The sequence below is a fragment of the Streptomyces sp. NPDC006691 genome, assembly GCF_042869955.1.
In the GTDB taxonomy this organism is placed as follows: domain Bacteria; phylum Actinomycetota; class Actinomycetes; order Streptomycetales; family Streptomycetaceae; genus Streptomyces.
The window spans coordinates 338,773-354,877 of record NZ_JBIAGW010000001.1 but is presented as its reverse complement, the minus strand read 5'-3'; the positions used below and the strand labels follow the sequence as shown (position 1 = coordinate 354,877).

The window sequence follows — 16,105 nt, the reverse complement described above, 5'->3', positions numbered from 1 at the left end:
CCGACGGGGCCCTTGCGCGTACCCGTGCCCGGATCGCTCCTAGATCGTGCCCAGCTTGATCAGCGACAGCAGCGCGATCAGCTGTATCGCCGAGGCGCCGAGCGCCTTCGGCCAGGGCAGGTCGTGGGACTTGCTCACCATCGACGTGAACAGGGCGCCGGCCGCCAGCCAGGTCGCCCAGCCGAGGACCTGCACCACGCCGTTGTCGCCGCCCAGGAACAGGGCGAGCAGCAGGCGCGGGGCGTCCGTCAGGGACATGATCAGCATCGACAGGCCCACCGTGGGCTGCCACGCGCCGTCGCCGCCCAGCTGGCGGGCCATCGTGTGGGTCACCGCGCCGAGGATCAGGCCGCCGATCACGAAGACGACGCCGGTGACGAGGACCACCGGGATCGCCTTGGAGAAGGTGGTGCTGATGACGTCCGCGCGGGCCTGGTCGAAGCCGAAGATCGCCAGCATCCCGTAGAGGAAGGTGACGATCAGCGCCGGGCCCCACACCGGGTAGTCCCGCATCTGCCAGAAGGTCGGCCCCGGCCGCGTCACGATGCCGGACAGGAGTTCCTTCCAGGGCAGCCGGGGGCCGCTGGGCGGGACCGGAGCCGCGCCCGCGCGGTAGGTCGCGCCGTCGCCGTACGGGTCCTCGCCGACGCTGAACGCCTGGGTGTGGCCCGGGTTGTTCGCGTACGGGTCCTGGGCGGGGGCATAGCCCTGCGGCTGGCCCTGGCCCGGTCCCTGGCCCGGTCCCTGGCCCTGACCCTGGTAGTACGGGTCGCCGAAGTACTCGGGCTCGTCCTGCTGCGGGTAGGGCTGCCGGTACTGCGGCTGCCCGTTTCCGTAGTGCGGCGGCTGCCCCTGCCCGTACCCCTGCGGTCGCTGCTGTGCGTGCCCCTGCCCATGCCCGTACTGCGGCTGCTGCCGGTCGTCCGGCCACTGCTGAGCCGGTGCCTGCTGCTGCCCTTGCTGTTGCGGTTGCCGCGGGGGGCGGTTGTTGTCCCGGCCGCCGCGTCCGATCCTGAATCCAGCCACGAATCGAACGTACCTGGTCCGCCGGTACGCCAACCGGCGGGCGGCCGGAACCGGACGCCTTTGCGGCTGAGCTGTGACATCCCCTAGGGGACCCGGGAATCCGGGGCGTTTTGGTTGAATCCCGCCCGATTTACACGGCTGCGCGCGAAGCAGAAGGTAGCCGTTACATTGCCTACGCATGACCCAAACACGGCACTCGTAACTTTGTTGATGTCGCCGCCACAAAGCCCCACTGGCACGGCATGTGCGACATAACAGACAAGCTTCACGCTTCTACGTTACGAGGAAGATCACTCATGCGTGCCACCCGCCGTACCATCCGTACCGCCGCCATCGCCACCGGAGCCATCGCCGCTCTCGCCCTCCCGGCCGGTGCCGCCTTCGCCGACTCCCCGGCAGCCCCGTCCGACGCGCGGACCAACCCGCAGGTGCAGCCCGGTACCGACGGCGAGAAGGGCCAGGACGGCAAGGAGCAGGACCGTAAGGACCAGGACCGTAAGGACCAGGACCGTAAGGACCAGGACCGTAAGGACCAGGACCGTAAGGACCAGGACCGTAAGGACCAGGACCGTAAGGACCAGGTGCTGCCGGACACGGACGACGTCAAGAAGGACGAGTCCAAGAAGAAGGGCGACGAGTCGAAGAAGGACGAGTCGAAGAAGGACGACCGGACCAAGAAGGACGACAAGGGCGACGCCCGGGCCTTCGTGAAGTCCGTCAAGCTCGCCGACGGTTCCGTCGCCAAGGTCTACAAGCTCGGCCAGAACCACTACGAGGCCGAGATCTGGGCCAACGGCAGCAAGCTCGACACCCTCGTCGCCAAGGGCTCCTCGGCCGCCGGCCAGAACAACGGCCTGCACGTCGTGCTGAGCCCTGACGGCACCGTCACCTCGTGGGTCGACGGCGGAAAGAAGAAGGACGACAAGCGGGACGAGCGCAAGAAGGACGAGCGGAAGAAGGACGACAGGAAGTCCGACGTCATCTCCTCCGTGAAGATCACGATGCCCGACGGCCGGATCGCCAAGCTGATCAAGACCGGCAACGGCCCGCGCGTCGAGATCTCCATGCCGAACGGTGCCTTCCTCGGCGCGATCGACCTCAAGGACCCGTCGGCCCTCAACGACGGCTGGACGTACAAGATCGTCAACGCCGGCAAGGGCTTCTACAAGTTCGTCGTCATCGACGGCAAGAGCGGCGGCAACAGCTGGGTCTACGACTTCGGCGGCAAGCTGATCGAGAAGTACACCGTCCAGAAGGACGGCAAGAAGAAGCAGCCGCAGCACGACACGAAGACCGCGGACCGGAAGACCGCGGACCGGACCACGACCAATGTCGTCCCGAAGGGCGGCGTGAAGGCCGGTGCCGAGGGCGTCTCCGACGGCTCGTCGGACCAGGCCCCGATGCTCGCCGCCGGTGGTGGCCTGGCCGCGGCGGGTGCCGCCGGCCTCGGCTTCGCGATGCTGCGCCGCCGCGGCAGCCAGGGCTGATTGCCGGGGCCGACCTTCCGGCCCCGGTACGACGGAAAGCGGCCGGCTCTGCCCTCGGGCAGAACCGGCCGCTCCCGTGCGTACCGACGGACCGGGCTACTTGACCGGCTCGGGCTCCGGCTCGCTCTCCGCCTCGGCGGCGCCCGTCGGGTCGGCCGGGGTCTTCACCGAGTCGAGGAGCAGCTGCGCCACGTCCACGACCTGGAGGTTCTCCTTGGCCTTGACGCCCGTGGCGGAGCCATTTTCGGATGCGGCCTTCTTGCCGTTGACCGAGTCGGTCAGCATGACGAGGCAGAACGGGCAGGCGGTGGAGACGATGTCCGGGTTGAGGGACAGGGCCTCGTCGACGCGCTCGTTGTTGATGCGCTTGCCGATCCGCTCCTCCATCCACATGCGCGCACCGCCGGCGCCGCAGCAGAAGCCGCGCTCCTTGTGGCGGTGCATCTCCTGCTGGCGCAGGCCCGGGACGGCCGACATGATCTCGCGCGGGGGCGTGTAGACCTTGTTGTGACGGCCCAGGTAGCAGGGGTCGTGGTAGGTGATCAGACCGTCCACCGGGGTGACCGGGACCAGCTTGCGCTCGTCGATGAGGTGCTGGAGCAGCTGGGTGTGATGGATGACCTCGAACTCGCCGCCCAGCTGCGGGTACTCGTTCGCGATCGTGTTGAAGCAGTGCGGGCAGGTCGCGACGATCTTCTTCGCGGACTTCGGCTTCTTGGTCGCCGGGTCGTCCTCGTCCTCGCCGTACGCCATGTTCAGCATGGCCACGTTCTCCTGGCCCAGCTGCTGGAACAGCGGCTCGTTGCCGAGGCGGCGGGCCGAGTCACCGGTGCACTTCTCGTCGCCGCCCATGATCGCGAACTTGACGCCCGCCATGTGCAGCAGCTCCGCGAAGGCCTTCGTGGTCTTCTTCGCCCGGTCCTCCAGGGCGCCCGCGCAGCCGACCCAGTACAGGTAGTCGACCTCGGTGAGGTCCTCGATGTCCTTGCCGACGATCGGGACCTCGAAGTCGACCTCCTTGGTCCACTCGACGCGCTGCTTCTTGGCGAGCCCCCAGGGGTTGCCCTTCTTCTCCAGGTTCTTGAGCATCGTGCCCGCCTCGGACGGGAACGCGGACTCGATCATCACCTGGTAGCGGCGCATGTCGACGATGTGGTCGATGTGCTCGATGTCGACCGGGCACTGCTCGACGCAGGCGCCGCAGGTGGTGCAGGACCACAGGACGTCCGGGTCGATGACGCCGTTCTCTTCGAGGGTGCCGATCAGGGGGCGCTCGGCCTCGGCGAGGGCGGCCGCCGGCACGTCCTTGAGCTGCTCCTCGGTGGCCTTCTCGTTGCCCTCCATGTCCTTGCCGCCGCCTGCGAGCAGGTACGGGGCCTTGGCGTGCGCGTGGTCGCGCAGGGACATGATCAGGAGCTTGGGCGAGAGCGGCTTGCCCGTGTTCCAGGCGGGGCACTGCGACTGGCAGCGGCCGCACTCGGTGCAGGTGGAGAAGTCGAGGATGCCCTTCCAGGAGAAGTGCTCGATCTGCGAGACGCCGTAGACGTCGTCCTCGCCCGGGTCCTCGAAGTCGACCAGTTCGCCGTTGGAGGCCATCGGCTGGAGCGCGCCGAGTGCGACGCCGCCCTCGGACTCGCGCTTGAAGAAGATGTTGGGGAAGGCCAGGAAGCGGTGCCAGGCGACGCCCATGTCGGTCTTGAGCGCGACGGTGATCATCCAGATGAAGGACGTCGCGATCTTCAGGCCGGCGAAGAAGTAGGTGAGGTTCTGGAGCGTGGACAGGTCCATGCCGCGGAACCAGGCGACCACCGGGTACGAGACGAAGAACGAGGCCTCGTAGCTCTCCACGTGGTGCTGGGCGCCTTCGAGGGCGTGCAGCGTGAAGATGCAGATGCCGACGATGAGGATGACGGCCTCGACGAAGTACGCCTGGCCGGTGTTCGAGCCCGCGAACCGGGACTTGCGGCCCGGGCGGCCCGGCCGGTTCAGCTGCCGGATGACGATGAGCGTCAGGATGCCGAGCGTCGTCATCGTCCCGAGGAACTCGACGAACATGTTGTACGGCGGCCAGTCGCCGATGACCGGCAGGATCCAGTCGGCCTTGAAGAGCTGGCCGATGGCGTTGACGATCGTCAGGAGCAGCGAGAAGAAGCCCACGGCCACGAACCAGTGCGCGAAGCCGACGATGCCCCACTTGTTCATGCGCGTATGGCCGAGGAACTCCTTGACCACGGTGATCGTGCGCTGCGTGGGATCGTTCGTGCGGGTGCCGGCCGGGACGTTCTGGCCGAGCCGCACGAAGCGGTAGATCTGCACGATGGCACGGCCGAACAGCGCTACGCCGACCGCGATTAGGACCAGCGACACGATGATCGCGGCGAGTTGCATGAGGGGGCTCCTCGGGCCTGCGAGGTGGGTTACGGGGGACGGGCTCGAACGGATTACTAAGCAGTAACTTATCCAGTCCACCTGAGCGTACCCACTTCTATGGCCGCACTGTAGCCGCGCAGGCGGTGATCTGTGTCGCTCAGCGTGCCCTTGGTCGGCGCCGGATATCCATCGTGTTATTCACCACATATGGGGACATAACAAACTAACTTGTTGTCGGCCACGACGATCGAACCGAATGGGCGTCCCCATGCCAGCTCCCGCCACGTACCTCGTCACCGGTGGTGCCGGATTCATCGGCTCGCACCTGGCCGATGCGCTGCTCGGCCAGGGCCACACCGTGCTCGTGCTCGACGACCTGTCCACCGGCGCCCGCGCCAACCTCGCCGCCGCCTGGTCCGATCCGAGGCTGCGCTTCGTGCGCGGCTCGGTCCTCGACGAGCGTCTGGCCGGCGAACTCGTGGCACGCTGCGACACGGTGGTCCACCTCGCGCCCGGTACCGGAGCCATCGGCGCGGCCGCCCTGCGCCACGGCGTCCGGCTCCTGACCGCGGCGGCGGACGGCAGGGGCGAGGCGGCCTCGGGCGCCACCGTCGTACGCCACGGGGACACCGTCGGGCCGCGCCAGTCGCCCGTGCACGCCACCCAGCTGACCCGTCTGGTGCGCCGCGCGGTCGCGGGCGAGCCGCTCGCCGTGCACGGCGACGGGACCCGCACCTGCCGCTTCCTCGACGTCGCCGACGCGGTCGGGGCGCTGCTCGCGCTGCTCGCCCATCCGGGCGCGGCGGGCGCCGAGTTCGACATCGCGGGGGACGAGGAGATCGCCGTCCTCGACCTCGCCGAACGCGCCGTGGCCCGCAGCGGCTCCGCCTCGCCGGTGCGGCACTTCCCGTACGTCGTCGACCGCGTCCCGCACGGCACCTGCGGCAAGGCCGCGGCCCGGCCGCTCGATGCCGCGCCGCTGCGCGAGCTGACCGGATGGCGGCCCGCCCGCGGCCTCGACGACATCCTGGACGCGGCGATCGCCCGGGCCCGCGACGAGGCCCCCGTCGTCCTGCCCGGTCTGCGAGCGCCCGCCGCGTCGCCGGCCGGGCAGCACCTCGGCTGAGGGGCGGCCGACATGCTGCACGGGCTCGCGGCCGCGACGGCGGCCCTCGTACTGACCGCACTGCTCGCCGGCCTGGTCCGCGCCCTGATGCTGCGCTTCGGCCGCGGGGGCGGCGATGCCACCCCGCACCTCGGCGGCATCGCCGTCGCGCTCGCCACCCTCGGCGCGGCCTGCGCGGGACCGTTGCTCGGCGTCGCCGAACTCGGCCCGGGCGTCGCCCCGCTGCTCGCCGCGGCCGGCGCGGTCGCGCTGCTCGGGCTGCTCGGCGACCTGCGGCCGCTGGGCCTGCGGGTCCGCGTCGTGGCGGAGGCGGGGGCGGCCACCGTCGTCGTCGCGCTGGCCGGGCTCTCGCCGGGCGCGGGCGTGCTCGCGGTCCTGTGGATCGTGTTCGTCACCCACGCCTTCCAGCTCCTGGACCACTCCGACGGGGCGATGGGCGCGGTCGCCGCCGTCACCGCGCTCGGCCTCGCGGTGTGCGCCATCGCCGAGGGGCACCCCGGACACGGGCTGCTCCTGAGCGTGCTGGCCGCCGCCCTCACCGGGTTCCTGCTGCACAACTGGCACCCGGCCCGTATCCATCTGGGCGACTGCGGCTCGCTGTTCACCGGGTTCCTGCTCGCCTCGTCCGCGGTCACCGTGCACACCGGGGCGCCCGGCGCGCGGACCGGCGCCGAACTCTTCGCGCTCACCCTCCTCGTGCTCACCGACACCCTGCTCGTCCTGGTCTCCCGCCACCGCGCGGGCCGCCCGCTGCTGCGCGGAGGCGGCGACCACATCGCCCACCGGCTGCGCAAACTCGGCCTCACCACGCAGGGTTCGGCCGTCGTGCTCGGCGTCGTCTCGCTGGCCGCCACGATCGTCGGGCTCCAGTTCCACGACGGGCGCATCGCCCCCGTGGTGGCGCTGCCGCTCGCCCTGCTCGTGCCGGTCGCGGTCGTGCTGCTCCTGCGGGTCCCGGTGTACGGGCCCGCCTCGCGCCGCCGCGCCCCGCACGCCCGCACCCCGCGGAGCGAGAGCGCCCCCGTCGACCTGGCCCCGGGCCGGGGCTGAGCCCCGCACCCGCCGATCCGCCCCAACAGCCCGCGCCAAGACGCGAACCGCCTCCAGCAGGGAGCCGTACACCCGTGATGACCACCCTCCCGCGCCGACTGCACCGCGCGCTGCGCCGCCTCGGCATCGACGTGGTCCGCCACCGCCCCGGCGGCCACGCACTCGTCCGGCTGCTCGCGCGGTACGAGATCGACCTGGTCCTCGACATCGGCGCCCACCGCGGCGACTTCGCCGCCCGGCTGCGCGAGGCCGGCTACCGCGGCCGCATCGTCTCCTTCGAGCCGCTGCGCGGGCCCCGCGCCGAACTGCGCCACCGCGCGGCCCTCGACGACACCTGGAGCGTGCTGCCGTACGCGCTCGGCGACCGCTCGGGCACCGCGACGCTCAACATCTCCGGGGACTTCGGCCCCGCGAGCTCCCTGCGCGCGATGCTGCCCCGGCACCGCGGGGCGGCCCCGCGCAGCGCGTACACCGGCGACGTCATCGTGGAGACGCGGCGCCTGGACGAGCTGTGGGAGCAGGTCACCGCGCCCGGCGAGCGGGTCTTCGTGGCGCTCGACGTGCAGGGGTACGAGGCCCAAGTCCTGGACGGGGCGGGGCGGTTCGCGGACGAGATCTGCGGGGTGCGGATCGGGGCGCCGCTGGTGCCGCTCTTCGAGGGCGCCGAGCTCTTCGACGAGCTGCTCGCGCGCACCCGCGACGGGCTCGGTCTGACCCTGATGTCCCTGGAGCCCGGCCTCACCGATCCGCGCGACGGGCGGCTGCTCCAGTGCGACCTGGTGCTGCTGCGCGAGGACGGGCCGGCCCCCGGCGAGCAGGTGCCCGCACAGGTCGCCGCGGTGGTGTGAGAGCGTCGCACGGGGCACGATGAGACATGATCCAGCGCGCCGCGGGCAGGCCTCGATATCGCTCCTGACCTGCGCTTATGGAATCTCTTGCAGATAAGCGCAGGATAAAACTTGAGTCGGCTGCACTCAGCTCTGTTGACGTGGCGGGAACGGTCATGCATCCTTGAGCCAGTTCCACTCAAGTAGGCATCTGGAGGAATCGAAATGGCACGTGCGGTCGGCATCGACCTGGGCACGACTAACTCCGTCGTCAGCGTTCTTGAAGGCGGCGAGCCCACCGTCATCACCAACGCAGAGGGCGCCAGGACCACGCCGTCCGTCGTCGCCTTCGCGAAGAACGGCGAGGTGCTGGTCGGCGAGGTCGCCAAGCGCCAGGCGGTCACCAACGTCGACAGGACCATCCGGTCGGTCAAGCGCCACATGGGCACCGACTGGAAGATCGAGCTCGACGGCAAGAGCTTCAACCCGCAGCAGATGAGCGCCTTCATCCTGCAGAAGCTGAAGCGCGACGCGGAGGCCTACCTCGGCGAGAAGGTCACCGACGCGGTCATCACCGTGCCGGCGTACTTCAACGACTCCGAGCGCCAGGCCACCAAGGAGGCCGGCGAGATCGCGGGCCTCAACGTCCTGCGCATCGTCAACGAGCCGACGGCCGCGGCGCTCGCCTACGGCCTCGACAAGGACGACCAGACGATCCTCGTCTTCGACCTCGGTGGCGGCACCTTCGACGTGTCCCTCCTGGAGATCGGCGACGGCGTCGTCGAGGTGAAGGCCACCAACGGTGACAACCACCTCGGTGGTGACGACTGGGACCAGCGCGTCGTCGACTACCTGGTGAAGCAGTTCCAGTCCGGTCACGGCGTGGACCTGTCCAAGGACAAGATGGCCCTCCAGCGCCTCCGCGAGGCCGCCGAGAAGGCCAAGATCGAGCTGTCCTCGTCCACCGAGACCTCGATCAACCTGCCCTACATCACGGCGTCCGCCGAGGGCCCGCTGCACCTGGACGAGAAGCTCACGCGCGCCCAGTTCCAGCAGCTCACGTCCGACCTCCTGGAGCGCTGCAAGACGCCGTTCCACAACGTCATCAAGGACGCGGGCATCAACCTCTCCGAGATCGACCACGTCGTTCTCGTCGGTGGTTCCACCCGCATGCCGGCCGTCGCCGAGCTCGTCAAGGAGCTGACCGGCGGCAACGAGGCCAACAAGGGCGTCAACCCGGACGAGGTCGTCGCCATCGGCGCCGCCCTCCAGGCCGGTGTCCTCAAGGGCGAGGTCAAGGACGTCCTGCTCCTCGACGTCACCCCGCTGTCCCTCGGCATCGAGACCAAGGGAGGGATCATGACCAAGCTCATCGAGCGCAACACCACGATCCCGACCAAGCGGTCCGAGATCTTCACGACGGCCGAGGACAACCAGCCGTCCGTGCAGATCCAGGTCTACCAGGGCGAGCGCGAGATCGCGGCGTACAACAAGAAGCTCGGGATGTTCGAGCTGACCGGTCTGCCGCCGGCCCCGCGCGGTGTCCCGCAGATCGAGGTCGCCTTCGACATCGACGCCAACGGCATCATGCACGTGACCGCGAAGGACCTCGGCACGGGCAAGGAGCAGAAGATGACCGTCACCGGCGGCTCCTCGCTGCCGAAGGACGAGGTCAACCGCATGCGTGAGGAGGCCGAGCAGTACGCGGAGGAGGACCACCGCCGCCGCGAGGCCGCCGAGAGCCGCAACCAGGGCGAGCAGCTCGTCTACCAGACCGAGAAGTTCCTCAAGGACAACGAGGACAAGGTCCCGGGCGAGGTCAAGACCGAGGTCGAGGCCGCCGTCGCCGAGCTGAAGGAGAAGCTCAAGGGCGAGGACTCGGCCGAGATCCGCACCGCCACCGAGAAGGTCGCCGCCGTCTCGCAGAAGCTGGGCCAGGCCATGTACGCCGACGCCCAGGCCGCGCAGGGTGCCGCCCCGGGTGCCGAGGGCACCGAGCAGGCCCACCCCGCCGGTGACGACGACGTGGTCGACGCCGAGATCGTCGACGACGAGAAGCCGAAGGGTGGCGCCGCCTGATGACGGAGGAGACCCCGGGCTTCGAGGAGAAGCCCGACGTCCCCTCCGGCGCTCAGGAAGACGCCGAGCCGAAGGCCGCCGACTCCTCCGAGGAGGAGAAGGCGGCCCCGGCCGGGGACGCTGCCAAGGACATCGCCCTTCAGGCCCAGCTGGACCAGGCCCAGACGGCGCTCAACGAGCGCACCGCGGACCTCCAGCGCCTCCAGGCCGAGTACCAGAACTACCGCCGCCGTGTGGAGCGGGACCGCGTCACGGTCAAGGAGATCGCCGTCGCCGGCCTCCTGACCGAGCTGCTGCCCACGCTCGACGACATCGGCAGGGCCCGCGAACACGGCGAACTGACCGGTGGCTTCAAGTCGGTGGCCGAGTCTCTTGAGACGGTCGCCGCCAAGATGGGCCTCCAGCAGTTCGGCAAGGAGGGCGAGCCCTTCGACCCGACGGTCCACGAGGCCCTGATGCACAGCTACGCGCCGGACGTCACCGAGACGACCTGCGTGGCGATCCTGCAACCGGGATACCGGATCGGCGAGCGTACGATCCGCCCCGCGCGGGTCGCGGTGGCCGAGCCCCAGCCGGGGGCGGCCGCCAAGGAAGAGAAGTCGAGCGACGAGGAGAGCGGTGGCCCCGACAAGGGCTGACGCAGCGGTCATGAGAGCCGTGATCGTCCGGAAGGAGGGACGTCGATGAACACGAAGGACTTCGTCGAGAAGGACTACTACAAGGTTCTCGGCGTCCCCAAGGACGCCACGGACGCCGAGATCAAGAAGGCGTACCGCAAGCTGGCGCGCGAGAACCACCCCGACGCCAACAAGGGCGACACCAAGGCGGAGGAGCGCTTCAAGGAGATCTCCGAGGCGAACGACATCCTCGGCGACCCCAAGAAGCGCAAGGAGTACGACGAGGCGCGCGCCCTGTTCGGCAACGGAGGCTTCCGGGCCGGGCCGGGCGCGGGCGGCGGCAGCTTCAACTTCGACCTGGGCGACCTGTTCGGCGGGCAGCAGCCCGGCGGGGGCGGCGCGGGTGCCGGCGGCTTCGGCGGCGGGCTCGGCGACGTGTTCGGCGGCCTGTTCAACCGGGGCGGCGCGGGTACCGGCCAGCGCACCCAGCCGCGCCGCGGCCAGGACCTGGAGTCCGAGGTGAGGCTCAGCTTCACCGAGGCGGTCGACGGGGCCACGGTCCCGATCCGGCTGTCCAGCCAGGCCCCCTGCAAGGCCTGTTCGGGCACCGGCGACAAGAACGGCACGCCCCGGGTGTGCCCGACCTGCGTCGGCACGGGACAGGTCTCGCGCGGCTCGGGCGGCGGCTTCTCGCTGACCGACCCGTGCGTGGACTGCAAGGGCCGCGGCCTGATCGCCGAGAACCCGTGCGACGTCTGCAAGGGCAGCGGCCGGGCGCGCTCCTCGCGCACCATGCAGGTCCGCATCCCGGCCGGCGTCAGCAACAACCAGCGCATCCGCCTGCGAGGCAAGGGCGCGCCGGGTGAACGGGGCGGCCCCGCGGGCGACCTGTACGTCGTGGTGCACGTCGACGCGCACCCGGTGTTCGGCCGCAAGGACGACAACCTGACGGTCACGGTGCCGGTCACCTTCACGGAGGCCGCGCTCGGCGCCGAGATCAAGGTGCCCACGCTCAGCGGTCCGCCGGTCACCCTGAAACTGCCCGCGGGCACCCCCAACGGCCGTACCATGCGGGCCCGCGGCAAGGGCGCGGTCCGCAAGGACGGCACCCGGGGCGACCTGCTCGTCACGGTCGAGGTGACCGTGCCGAAGGAGCTGGACGACAAGGCCCGCGAGGCCTTGGAGACCTACCGCGAGGCGACCGCGGGCGAGGACCCGCGGGCAGAACTGTTCCAGGCCGCGAAGGGAGCATGACATGGACCCCCGCCAGCGCCGGCAGCCTCCGTTCGGCGGCCGGGCGTACGAGCTGACCGACGAGACGCCGGTGTACGTCATCTCGGTGGCGGCCCAGCTCTCCGGTCTGCACCCGCAGACCCTGCGGCAGTACGACCGCCTCGGCCTGGTCTCGCCCGACCGCACGGCCGGGCGCGGCCGGCGCTACTCGGCCCGCGACATCGAACTGCTGCGTACGGTGCAGGAGTTGTCGCAGACCGAGGGCATCAACCTGGCGGGCATCAAGCGCATCATCGAGCTGGAGAACCAGGTGGCGGCGCTCCAGGCCCGCGTCGCGGAGCTGTCCTCCGCGGTCGAGGGCGCGGCCGTCGCCATGCAGCAGCGCGAGGCCCAGGTGCACGCCTCCTACCGGCGGGACCTGGTCCCGTACCAGGACGTCCAGCAGGCCAGCGCGCTGGTCGTCTGGCGGCCCAAGAGGGCGTCGGAGTAGCCCTGTCGGGTCCGGCTCCTCCCAGCGCGGCACAGGCCCGCCGTTCCGTTCCGGGGCGGCGGGCCTCGCGCGTGCCGAGCCGCCGTGAACCGGTCACCCGATCGGGATAGGGTCATCGGTCTCGGTGGCAGGGAGGCGGGCAGGGGCATGGCTGAGCAGGTGGCGCATCCGCACGGCGCGGACCGGCTGTGCCCGCCCGCGGAACGGGTGTACGCGGACGCGCTGCGGGCCGGGCGGATCGCGCGCGCGGACGCGCGCGGGGCCACCTGTCTGATCGACCTCGGTCTGCTGCACCCCGACCCGGCCGCCCTCGACTGGCTGCTTCCGACCTCCCCGCAGGCGGTGATGGCCCGGCTGCTGCGCGGCATCCACGAGGACATCGCGGCGAGCCAGGCCCGCACGGGTGTGGTGGCGGCGGCGTTCGAGCGGTTCGCGGCCCTCGGCGCACCGGCGGCGGCCGACAGCGAGGCCATCCGCGTCCTGGACGGCATCCCGCGCATCAACGCGGCCATCGACGACGCGATAGCCGGCTGCTCCACCGAGTCGCTCACCATCCAGCCCCGCGGCATCCGGCCCGAGCACATCCTGTCACAGGCCCTGCCGCGCGCCCTGGACATGCTGGACCGGGGGGTGCGCATCCGCACCCTCTACACGCACGTGGCCCGCCACGGCCCCGGACTCGCCGACTACCTGCACCAGTTGGAGGGCCGGGCGGTCGAGGTGCGCACCCTGGACGAGGTGACCGACCGGCTGCTGCTCTTCGACCGTACGGTGGCGATCATCCCGGCCGCCGCGGACGACACCAGCGCCCTGGAGCTGCGCCACCCGGCGCTCGTCGAATACCTCGCCACCGTCTTCGAGCGGCTGTGGCGGCTCGGGGTGCCGCTGGGCGACGCGGTGCCCGCGGTCACCGACCTCAAGGGCATCACGCATCGCGAGCGGGTCATCGCGGCGCTGCTCGCCGAGGGGCATCAGGACGCGGTCGTCGCCCAGCGGCTCGGCATCAGCGTGCGCACCTGCCGCCACCACATCAGCCGTCTCGCGGCGGCGCTCGGCAGCAGCAGCCGCACCCAACTCGGCGTCCGCATCGCCCAGTCGGGGCTCGACGCGCACCCGCGCTGATCCACTGGTACAGCTGTCATGCGGACATGTCGGCCTTTGTTCCGCCTCCAGTTGATGCAGTGCAGCAACATGACGGTGGTGGCCGAGCGGCTCGCGATGCATCGTGGTGGGCAGTATGAACAGCTCGACTCACGGGGATGCGGGGCCGGACGGCGGCGTGGTGGACGCCGCGGCCGTGGCCCTGCTCGTGCGCGGCATCCACGACGGCCTCGCCGAGACGCGCCGCCGCGCGGGCGCGGTGGCCGAGGCCTTCGAGCGGTACGCCTCGCTCACCCCGGGCGCCCCGCGGCCCGGCCAGGCCGTCCGGGTGCTCGACGGCTTCGAGGCGATCGACGGGGCCATCGCCGCGGCCTCCGCCGCCTGCGTCACCGAGATGCTGACCGTGCAGCCCGACGGGATCCGCTCGCCGAGCATCCTGGCGCACGCCTCGACCCGCGACCCGGCGCTGGTGGCCCGCGGCGCGCGGATGCGCACCCTGTACACCCACGTCGCCCGGTACGGGCCGGCCCTGGGCGCCTATCTGGAGCGGCTCGGCGACGGCGCCGAGGTGCGCACCCTGGACGAGGTCATCGAGCGGATGATGGTCTTCGACCGCACGGTGGCGTTCCTGCCCGCCAACGCGGAGCGCACCAGCGCGCTGGAACTGCGCCAGCCCGCGCTCGTCGGGCATCTGGTGACCTACTTCGAGTGCCTGTGGAACCGGGCGGTCCCGCTGTCCGAGCCGGTTCCGGCGGCGACCGGCATCGCGGGCATCACGCATCGCGAGCGGGTCATCGCGGCGCTGCTCGCCGAGGGGCATCAGGACGCGGTCGTCGCCCAGCGGCTCGGCATCAGCGTGCGCACCTGCCGCCACCACATCGGCCGTCTCGCGGCGGCGCTCGGCACCTCCAGCCGTGCCCAGCTCGGCGTGCGCATCGCCCGGGCCGGTCTCGGCGGCCCGGCGTGAGCGGCTCAGGCGTCCTGGTCCAGGATGCCCGACTGGGCGATGAGGTAGCCGAGTTGGGCCCGGCTGCCGCTGCCGAGGGCGGCGGCGAGCTTGGCGATGTGCGCACGGCAGGTGCGGACGTTCATGCCGAGCCGGCGCGCTATGGCCTCGTCGACATGCCCCTCCACCAGGAGCTTGGCGATGGAGCGCTGGACGCCGGTGATGCCGGCGGTCTCCAGGTGGTAGGGCACCTCGTCGTCCCACGGGACGGCGTACTGCCAGAACTGGTCGAAGACCCCGACCAGGTACTGCACGAGTCCCTCGTGGCGCAGTTCCAGGGCGACTTGGCGGTCGCTGCGGGCGGGGATGAAGGCGACCTTGCGGTCCATGATGATGAGCCGGTCGATGATCTCTTCCAGGGTGCGCACCTCAAGCCCGTACGGAGCGATCCGTTCCACATAGCCGATGGTGGCGCTGTGGTGGCGGGCGGTGTGCTGGTAGAGGGTGCGCATCTGGACACCGCGGGCGACCAGCGGCTCGATGCGCCGCAGGGCCGCCTCGAAGGTCTCGGGGCGGCGGCCGCTGCCCGGCTGGATGACGAGGAGTTCCTCGCTGCACTCGTCGATCACGCGGTCGAGCGTCGCGTTGATCAGTTCCAGGCCTTCGAGGACGGTGATCGCGTGGGTGCCGCTGAGCGAGGGCGTCGCGATCGACATGAACGGCTCGAAGGTGTTGGCGAGGGCGACCGAGAGCTTCCGGCGCTCCTGGATCTCGCGTTCCAGCGGCTGGGTCAGCAGGTTGAGCACCACGGTGGGGGGAACCGGCCGCAGGAGCTGTGCGTCGTCCGGATCGGGGCGCAGCAGGGTCAGGTCGACCAGACACGGGGCGGAGTCGGCCTCTGAGCGGGTAATCCCGCCCGTACGCAGGGCAAGGGCGTACAGAGCCGTTCCTGTCTCGCACAGATCAACTGGGCCGTGATCGTGTCCTATATGCCCCTGTTTCAACCTAGTTGCACCCCCCTCATCCTTTTGAATTACAGGAACATGATGCCTGGCTGCGCTGGTGCAAGTGGTCGGAGTGGGCCATCGTCGTATCCGCGGGGGGAGGTAATGATCAAAAGAGGTGGAGATCGGCCATGAGCAGGATGGTTCGAGCACTAAGCACGACAGCCGTTGTGGCGGCTGCTCTCTGCGCTCTCTCGGCGCCTGGGGACATTTCTTGGGAGACCCACCCCGCGAAGTCCGGAGTCACGACCGCCTCCGACATCAGCTGGGAGATCGCACCGAAGGGCGCGAACACGGACATCTCCTGGGAGTCCGCACCTGCGGGTGCTGTCGCATGAGCTTTCCGCCCGACGACCGCACCTTCCGGCGCGAAATGGCCACGGCCTATCGCTCGGGGTGGCACTTCATCGACCTCGCCACAGCAGTTCCGTTCCGTGGCGATTCGTTGATGGTCACCCTGCTCGGTGAGCCGATCCTGATCGCCCGTGAGGACGACGAGGACGTCCGTGCCTACCGGTGTCTGCGCCGGCCGCGCGGGGCACCGCAGCCCATTCGCTGTGTGGTCCGGTACGGCATGGTCTTCGTGAATCTCGACCAACGTGACCACCAGCTTTTCGAGTCGGAGACACAGCCCGATTCATCCACCGCCACCCCCCGCAGTGCCTGACGCGATCCCCCGTCGTTGTACATCGCGCAGGTGCTTCCCCCACACAGCGGCGCCATCGTGGACCTGAACACGGTGGCGCCGC

General features: G+C 70.4%; 14 protein-coding genes. 11 read left to right on the top strand and 3 right to left on the bottom strand.

Translation table 11 applies throughout. The features are described from left to right. Positions 1-39 precede the first annotated feature (39 nt). Positions 40-1,026, bottom strand: coding sequence for a Yip1 family protein (locus tag ACFYNP_RS01575; protein ID WP_388781569.1), 987 nt, complete (start codon positions 1,024-1,026; stop codon positions 40-42). A 296-nt stretch (positions 1,027-1,322) separates the two neighbouring features. Here ACFYNP_RS01575 and ACFYNP_RS01570 point away from each other — a divergent pair, with 296 nt between their 5' ends. Further along, the gene (locus ACFYNP_RS01570) at positions 1,323-2,513 is read left to right on the top strand and encodes a hypothetical protein (RefSeq protein ID WP_388781567.1); all 1,191 of its coding nucleotides are present in this window, start codon (positions 1,323-1,325) and stop codon (positions 2,511-2,513) included. A gap of 96 nt (positions 2,514-2,609) precedes the next feature. Here the strand turns inward: ACFYNP_RS01570 and ACFYNP_RS01565 are convergent, their stop codons facing one another. Beyond that, positions 2,610-4,901 (bottom strand): (Fe-S)-binding protein, encoded by a 2,292-nt coding sequence (locus ACFYNP_RS01565; protein WP_388781565.1) that lies wholly within the window; start codon positions 4,899-4,901, stop codon positions 2,610-2,612. 250 nt (positions 4,902-5,151) lie between these two features. On the opposite strand from ACFYNP_RS01565, the gene ACFYNP_RS01560 reads away from it, so the two are divergent. The 9 genes from ACFYNP_RS01560 to ACFYNP_RS01520 all read left to right on the top strand — a co-directional run bounded on the left by ACFYNP_RS01560 (position 5,152) and on the right by ACFYNP_RS01520 (position 14,373). After that, the gene (locus ACFYNP_RS01560) at positions 5,152-6,009 is read left to right on the top strand and encodes an NAD-dependent epimerase/dehydratase family protein (protein ID WP_388781562.1); all 858 of its coding nucleotides are present in this window, start codon (positions 5,152-5,154) and stop codon (positions 6,007-6,009) included. A gap of 12 nt (positions 6,010-6,021) precedes the next feature. Beyond that, the gene (locus ACFYNP_RS01555) at positions 6,022-7,059 is read left to right on the top strand and encodes an MraY family glycosyltransferase (protein ID WP_388781559.1); all 1,038 of its coding nucleotides are present in this window, start codon (positions 6,022-6,024) and stop codon (positions 7,057-7,059) included. A gap of 77 nt (positions 7,060-7,136) precedes the next feature. After that, positions 7,137-7,907, top strand: a complete 771-nt coding sequence (locus ACFYNP_RS01550) for an FkbM family methyltransferase (protein WP_388782216.1) — start codon at positions 7,137-7,139, stop codon at positions 7,905-7,907. 204 nt (positions 7,908-8,111) lie between these two features. After that, positions 8,112-9,965, top strand: a complete 1,854-nt coding sequence (gene dnaK / locus ACFYNP_RS01545) for a molecular chaperone DnaK (RefSeq protein WP_161245284.1) — start codon at positions 8,112-8,114, stop codon at positions 9,963-9,965. Then, the gene (gene grpE / locus ACFYNP_RS01540; RefSeq protein ID WP_388418026.1) at positions 9,965-10,603 is read left to right on the top strand and encodes a nucleotide exchange factor GrpE; all 639 of its coding nucleotides are present in this window, start codon (positions 9,965-9,967) and stop codon (positions 10,601-10,603) included. The genes dnaK and grpE overlap by 1 nt, the downstream gene beginning before the upstream one ends. A 45-nt stretch (positions 10,604-10,648) precedes the next feature. Beyond that, positions 10,649-11,836: a molecular chaperone DnaJ gene (gene dnaJ / locus ACFYNP_RS01535; protein WP_388781556.1), complete on the top strand. Its 1,188-nt coding sequence runs from the start codon at positions 10,649-10,651 to the stop codon at positions 11,834-11,836. A 1-nt stretch (position 11,837) separates the two neighbouring features. Further along, entirely contained in the window at positions 11,838-12,305 is a 468-nt protein-coding gene (locus ACFYNP_RS01530) for a heat shock protein transcriptional repressor HspR (protein WP_388781553.1), read from the top strand. A gap of 147 nt (positions 12,306-12,452) precedes the next feature. Next, positions 12,453-13,427: a LuxR C-terminal-related transcriptional regulator gene (locus tag ACFYNP_RS01525; RefSeq protein ID WP_388418035.1), complete on the top strand. Its 975-nt coding sequence runs from the start codon at positions 12,453-12,455 to the stop codon at positions 13,425-13,427. A gap of 115 nt (positions 13,428-13,542) precedes the next feature. Next, positions 13,543-14,373 carry a helix-turn-helix transcriptional regulator gene (locus tag ACFYNP_RS01520; RefSeq protein ID WP_388418038.1) on the top strand — a complete coding sequence of 277 codons (831 nt, stop codon included), beginning with the start codon at positions 13,543-13,545 and terminating at the stop codon, positions 14,371-14,373. 5 nt (positions 14,374-14,378) lie between these two features. Here ACFYNP_RS01520 and ACFYNP_RS01515 read toward each other — a convergent pair whose 3' ends face one another. Continuing rightward, positions 14,379-15,356, bottom strand: coding sequence for a helix-turn-helix transcriptional regulator (locus ACFYNP_RS01515; protein ID WP_388418041.1), 978 nt, complete (start codon positions 15,354-15,356; stop codon positions 14,379-14,381). Positions 15,357-15,690: 334 nt separating this feature from the next. Between ACFYNP_RS01515 and ACFYNP_RS01510 the strand changes: the two genes are divergently transcribed. After that, complete coding sequence (locus tag ACFYNP_RS01510) at positions 15,691-16,023, top strand: (2Fe-2S)-binding protein (RefSeq protein WP_100573747.1); 333 nt, start codon at positions 15,691-15,693, stop codon at positions 16,021-16,023. The last annotated feature ends 82 nt before the right edge of the window (positions 16,024-16,105 follow it).